The organism is Nocardia sp. NPDC058497, assembly GCF_042720195.1.
Taxonomy (GTDB): domain Bacteria; phylum Actinomycetota; class Actinomycetes; order Mycobacteriales; family Mycobacteriaceae; genus Nocardia.
The window spans coordinates 1,473-7,097 of sequence record NZ_JBHXMY010000307.1; the positions used below are offsets into that span (position 1 = coordinate 1,473).

5 protein-coding genes and 2 pseudogenes are annotated in these 5,625 nt (G+C 72.2%); 2 read left to right on the top strand and 5 right to left on the bottom strand.

All coding sequences use genetic code 11. From position 1 onward, the window contains the following. On the bottom strand, window positions 1-527 hold a 527-nt coding region (locus tag ACFWPJ_RS20080), incomplete at its 3' end, for a PHP domain-containing protein (protein ID WP_378853435.1). Window positions 528-593: 66 nt separating this feature from the next. Beyond that, window positions 594-1,049: a hypothetical protein gene (locus tag ACFWPJ_RS20085; protein ID WP_378853437.1), complete on the bottom strand. Its 456-nt coding sequence runs from the start codon at window positions 1,047-1,049 to the stop codon at window positions 594-596. 132 nt (window positions 1,050-1,181) lie between these two features. Here ACFWPJ_RS20085 and ACFWPJ_RS20090 point away from each other — a divergent pair, with 132 nt between their 5' ends. Continuing rightward, the gene (locus ACFWPJ_RS20090; protein WP_378853439.1) at window positions 1,182-2,153 is read left to right on the top strand and encodes an SDR family NAD(P)-dependent oxidoreductase; all 972 of its coding nucleotides are present in this window, start codon (window positions 1,182-1,184) and stop codon (window positions 2,151-2,153) included. A gap of 85 nt (window positions 2,154-2,238) precedes the next feature. On the opposite strand, the gene ACFWPJ_RS20095 is transcribed toward ACFWPJ_RS20090, so the two are convergent. Beyond that, complete coding sequence (locus ACFWPJ_RS20095) at window positions 2,239-3,171, bottom strand: sucrase ferredoxin (RefSeq protein ID WP_378853441.1); 933 nt, start codon at window positions 3,169-3,171, stop codon at window positions 2,239-2,241. Window positions 3,172-3,323: 152 nt separating this feature from the next. Next, window positions 3,324-4,894: pseudogene (locus tag ACFWPJ_RS20100) on the bottom strand (DNA polymerase Y family protein). Between the two features lie 72 nt (window positions 4,895-4,966). On the opposite strand from ACFWPJ_RS20100, the gene ACFWPJ_RS20105 reads away from it, so the two are divergent. Further along, window positions 4,967-5,344 (top strand): hypothetical protein, encoded by a 378-nt coding sequence (locus ACFWPJ_RS20105; protein WP_378853443.1) that lies wholly within the window; start codon window positions 4,967-4,969, stop codon window positions 5,342-5,344. A 22-nt stretch (window positions 5,345-5,366) separates the two neighbouring features. Here ACFWPJ_RS20105 and ACFWPJ_RS20110 read toward each other — a convergent pair. After that, window positions 5,367-5,625: pseudogene (locus tag ACFWPJ_RS20110) on the bottom strand (hypothetical protein); the annotation flags it as partial.

Sequence of the window (5,625 nt, forward strand, 5' to 3'; positions counted from 1 at the left end):
GGCGGCGGGCGGTCGCCCATATCCGGGCCGAGCGCGACAGTGTCCGCGGCGAGGCCGGCTTTTTGGGGGCGCGGGCCGCCCGGGGTAACACACCGGCGCGGCCCCGAAGCCCCTCGGCCTGGCGCCGCCTCCGCATCGGTTCCCAGTGACAGTTCGGCACCGAAAACCGTTGGCATTCCCCATTCTCTGGCCGCCTCGGCGAACCGGACGGTCCCGTAGAACCCGTTGTGGTCGGTGAGCGCGAGCGCCGACAACCCCAGGCGCACCGCCTCCTCCACCAGCTCCTCCGGCTGGCTCGCGCCGTCGAGGAAGCTGTAGGCGGAGTGGGCGTGCAGCTCGGCGTAGGGCACCGTCGGCGTGGTGGGCGGTGCGATCGAATCCGCTTCGTAGGCACCGCGTTTGCGCGACCACGCCGGGCTGTCGCCGCCATCGCCCGGATGCATGTCCTCCGCCGGGCGGCGGCTCGGCTTGCCCGAGAGCACCCGCTCCAGTTCCGACCAGGTCGGCGGACCGTTGCTCCAGCCCACGCGCCCTCTCCTCTCACGACCCCCGCATCACATCCACCTCCCGCTCGGTCGCGTGTGCCCGACCCCTCAACTCGCGGGCAAACGCTGCATCGACCGCGATGCCAGCGCGGCCTCCACATGCCCCAGACCCGACCGGATCACCGCGCCGTAGGCATCGTTGGCGAGCACGTCCAGGTGCCCGCGCGCGATGGCCAGCTGCATCCGCGCCATCTCGAAGTCACCGACGCGGCGGTGACTGTCGGCCAGGTTCAGATACAGCGAGGGCAGGAACCCGCGCAGTCCCTCGTCCAGCGGGATGCCGGGCCCGAACACCGCGCCGAGCGCCCGTTGATCCCAGAGCAGCGCGCCCTCCGGCAACTCCTGCACATCCGCCAGGTGATGTGCGATCACGCAGCGATGCAACGGGTCGCCGCCTTCCCCTACCTCGTCCCAGAGCCTGGTCAGCGCCGCGCGCGCCGCATCCGGGTCGCCACCGCCGAGCCGCACCGCGGCATAGATATCCGCCATCCGATCATCCGCCATGGGTCAAAGTATCGCACATACGTTCGAACATTAGCGAGAGGTGTTCGAACATATTTTCGAGTTTCTCGCCAGGCCTGGTCCCGTAACTTACTTTGGAGTAAGTTCGAGGGAACGAGCTGCAAAGGAGCAGTGATGTCACAGGTTTCTTCCGGTGCGCGCGGTCGTCGTGGTCGACGGCGGCGCGATCTGACCGGCAGCCACATCGTGATCACGGGCGCGTCGTCCGGGATCGGGCGGGCCGCCGCGCTGGCGGTCGCCGACAAGGGCGCCGTCGTCTTCCTCCTCGCCCGCCGCGGTGACGAACTGGCCGCCGTGGTCGCCGAGATCGTCGACGCGGGCGGCCAGGCCCACGGCTACCAGTGCGATGTCACCGACGCCGAATCCGTGGAGTCGACCGTCGAGGCGATCCTCGATCAGCACGGTCACGTGGACATGCTGGTGAACAACGCGGGCCGCTCCATCCGGCGCGCCATCCACCGCTCCACCGACCGCATGCACGACTTCGAACGCACCATGGCGGTCAACTACTTCGGCGCGCTGCGGATGACTCTGGCCCTGCTGCCGCAGATGCGCGAACGCGGCTTCGGCCACATCGTCAACATCTCCAGCGCCGGCGTCCAGGTCGCCACCCCGCGCTTCTCCGCCTACCTCGCCAGCAAGGCGGCCCTGGACAAGTTCACCGAGGTCGCCGCCATCGAAACCCTCGCCGACGGCGTCACTTTCACCACCATCCACATGCCGTTGGTGCGCACCCCGATGATCGCCCCGAGCGGCGACCAGGGCCCCTCCAAGCCACCGGAATGGGCCGCGGCCACCATCGTCCGCGCCCTCACCGAGCGCCCCAAGCGCATCGACGTCCCCCTCGGCACCTTCGCCGAATACGGCGCTCTGCTCACCCCCAAACTCCACGACCGCCTCATGCACCGCTACTACCGCGCACTACCTGATTCCCCCGCGGCCAAGGGCGAATCGGTCGACCCCACCGAAGCACCCCCGAAATCCCCATTCCGCCACCGCGAACCGAAACCGAAGTCCCCCGCCCGCAAAGCCACCGGCAACGCCCTCCGCCGCGCCGCCCGCTGGGTACCCGGCACCCATTGGTGAGTCAGCTGGACCGTTGATCACCACGCTCTGGTGTGAGCATCGCCCAAGCGAGAGCCGACCGCCACCAGAGCGTGGTGATCTTGAGCTATCCGCACCCGGAATCGGCGAATGTGGGGAGTTGTTCCACCGTGGCGGGTTCCAGGTAGGTGGCTGGTTTGGGGGCGGCGCCGCAGCTGGCCTGGCGGGGGGTGGAGGCGACGGTGCGGGCGGTGACTCGCCAGCGGCGGCCGTCGCGGTGGGTGACGATGGCGGCGCCTGCGAGGGTGGGGTCGGTGGTGGGGGTTGGGTCGGGGGTGACGGTGAGGGCGTCCGTCGGGAGGGGTGGGAGTTGTTGGCGGACGGCTACTTCGGCTAGTTGGGCGATGGGGTCGTAGCAGCTGCGGCCGCGTAGGCCCGTCAGGGAGACCTCGCCGGTGTCGGCGGCGGTGAGCAGGGCCTCGGCGGCGGGGGTGTCGACGCGGCCGTAGGTGAGGCCGGACGGGAGCAGGACTACGGCGGGGGCGAAGCGGTGGCCGCCGGTGTGGGAGGCCTCCCAGACTCGGCCGGGATGCTGCGCGGCCAGCGCGGCGGCGATGGGGCGGCCGAGCAGGGCGCAGCACTGGTCGCGTTTGCCGTGTGCGCAGACCAGGACCAGCGGATCATCCACGCGCGCACCGATTCCCGGGGGTGGGCCGTCGACGAGGTGCAGGTCGATGTCGAAGAGCTGGCGCAGGTCGGTGATCTCGAAGCGCTCGCACCACGAGCCCTCGGGGCGCGAGCTGACCAGCAGGACGGTGCGGGTGCCGGTGAACTCGTTGCGGCCGGGGCGGCGGATCAGTGTCGGGCGGACCTTGGCCGCCGAGGTGCGTGCGGCCAGTTCGGCGGTGATCTCCGGGCCGAGCACCTCGTCGCCGATCACATCGCGACCCCACGCGCCGGGATGCTCGATGCACAACCAGCCGGTGACGTGGGCCGCGGTGCCGAGCAGTGGGAGGTCGTCCGCGGCAGCCGAGCACAGCATGCCCTCGAACGGGTTCATGACGCTCCCTCCGGGTCGATCCGTCCGGCCGATCCGGAACAGGCGTCGTTTCACTGTAGAACCGGCGCGGCGTTCAGTGGTGAGGCAGCCTGCGACCTGGCCGTGAGCTGGGGCTTCGGCGAGCAGACCGACAGGCGGCCGGAGTTCGTCCCTCATTCGTAGACGCCTTCGGCATGCCAGGCGGCGGCGTCGTAGACGAGCAGGACGGCGCGGATCTCGGTCGGTTCGGCGTCGAGCTGGACCTGGGCGCGGGCCGCGGGACCCGCCTGCTCGGCGGCGGCCCACCAGCGCTCGTCCACCGGCCACGGGCCCGCCCAGCCAAGCAGCGCCCACTGCCTGCGGCCCCAGTGCAGGCGGACCGGGTCGGCGGTGAACAGGCCGCGGTCGGTGACCTCGACGGCGGTGCCGTCGGCGGCGGTCAGGTGCACGGTGGGGCGGTGCAGGAGCAGCAGGGTCGGCGCCGGTTCGGGAGCCTGCCTGGCCAGGGCTGGGATGGGTCGGCGGCCGGGGTGAGCTCGTCACCGAGGGCGATCATGGTGATGCGCTCGGCGGGGCCGCGGCCGCCGCTGAGCACTCCGACGCGCACCGCCTCGCCACCGAGCAGGCCCTGCACCCGGACCAGCGCGCGACGGGCGCGTTCGGTCTCCTCGCCCTCCCCGCCCCACAGCCCGAGCTGCAGCGCGCCCGCGGCGACCACCTCGACCGGCTCCAGGCGCAGCGCGACGATCGGGGCGGTCGGCCGGTCGCGGTGGGTGAGCCAGCCGTCGAGTTGCCAGCGGATGCGGTCGGCGGTGTCGGGTGGGGTGAGCGGGCGGGCGCACCGCCAGATCCGCGAGAGCTCCTCCCCCGCCTCGGTGCGCGCGGTGACGGCGAGGCGGGTGCAGGCGACACCGGCGGCGGTGAGGGCGGTGTGCAGCCGGGTCGCGAGAGTGCGGCCCGCGAACGCGGCGGCGTCGACGCGATCGATCGGCGGATCGCAGTCGAGTTCGACGCTCAGTTCCGGCGGTGGTTGCCGCGCCGAGGGCGGGCGCTCCGGTAATGCGCGGGCGAGGCGATGAGCCAGGACCGCGTCGGCGCCGAAGCGGGAGGCGACGTCGGCGGGGGTGAGCCGGGCGAAGTCACCGATGCGGCGTAATCCCAAGCGGTGCAACAGGTCTACCAGTTCGGCACGTTCCGGTGGGGCCAGGGCCGGTTCGGCGGCCAGCTCGGCCACCGGCAGCGGCGCCAGATAGCGCGCGCCCTCGTCCACCGGGACGATCGCGGCGCGGCGGGCGGCGAGCACCGCGGTCGACATAGTGTCGGCGATGCCGATCTGCGCTTCGGCACCCGCCACCGCCACGGCATCGATGAGCTGCACGGCTGCCGCTTCCTCGGAGCCGAAAAACCGTGTGGCGCCGCGCGCTCCGAGCACCAGGAGCCCTGGGCGCAGCACTTCGACACCGGGCACCGTGGCGTCGACGGCGCCGGCGATCGGTTCGAACAGGCGGGCATCGCGGTCCTGATCAGCTTGCGCGACAATCAGATCCGGGCATCGCGACTGCGCTTCCCTGCGAGTCGAGCTCTCTCGCACACCCTCGGCGCGGGCGATCGCCGAACACGACACGACCCGATTTCCGTGCAGCACCGCCACCGGACGATCCGCGGGTACCCCGGCCGCCGCTGCCGCCGCCACCGCGGGCCAGTCTGGGCACAACAGTGCCAGGACACGCTCCCCGCGAGTCATCGCCTGTCACCGGCGCGGGTTCGAACACCGTCGACCGGCGTCACCGCCTGCACGCGGTCGACCAGCGTCCCGGTGCCGGTCACCAGTGCCGCGGCGTTCTCCCCGGAGGGCGCCCCGGACGATGCGGCCGAGGCGGGCGCCGTGCGGCTGGTCGACGTCCACCACCGGCGTGGGCGACTGCCGAGGAACAGCTCGGGTGCACACCCGCTGATCGAGGCCGGTAACAGCCCCGGCGCGTTCAGCTCTCGTGCCGTTCCGGAGCTCGACCCGCATCGGACGACTCGTCGAGTAGACCCGTCATCCTTGGTGCACAACATGATCCGACCCCGGACGGCCGCAGCCGACGGGCCACCGGTCAGCCGACCGCTCCTGGCACACCACGTGATCGGATGGGCTGTCGTCCGGTGGCCCGGCATCGGCGGGGCCGGCGGGCAGGCGATCGGCGCCTGACCGGATGGCCACCGCCGGACGATCACGACACAGCCTCCCTGAGGTCGACCACCTCGCGGGTCTCCGCTTCGCGCGCAAGCCATTCGGTGCGACCGGCCTGGGCGCACAGGTCGATGCGCCCGTGTCGGGGTGGACCCGCCTTGGCGCTGACGCGCACGTCCAGGCAGACCGAGCGCAGGCGGCCGCGGGCCCCCCCCCGGGCCCCCGGGCCCGGGTGCCGCGGGTGGACGGGCACGCCCGCGGGGGGGCCATGTGCGCCCCCCCCCCCCCCCGGCGCGGCC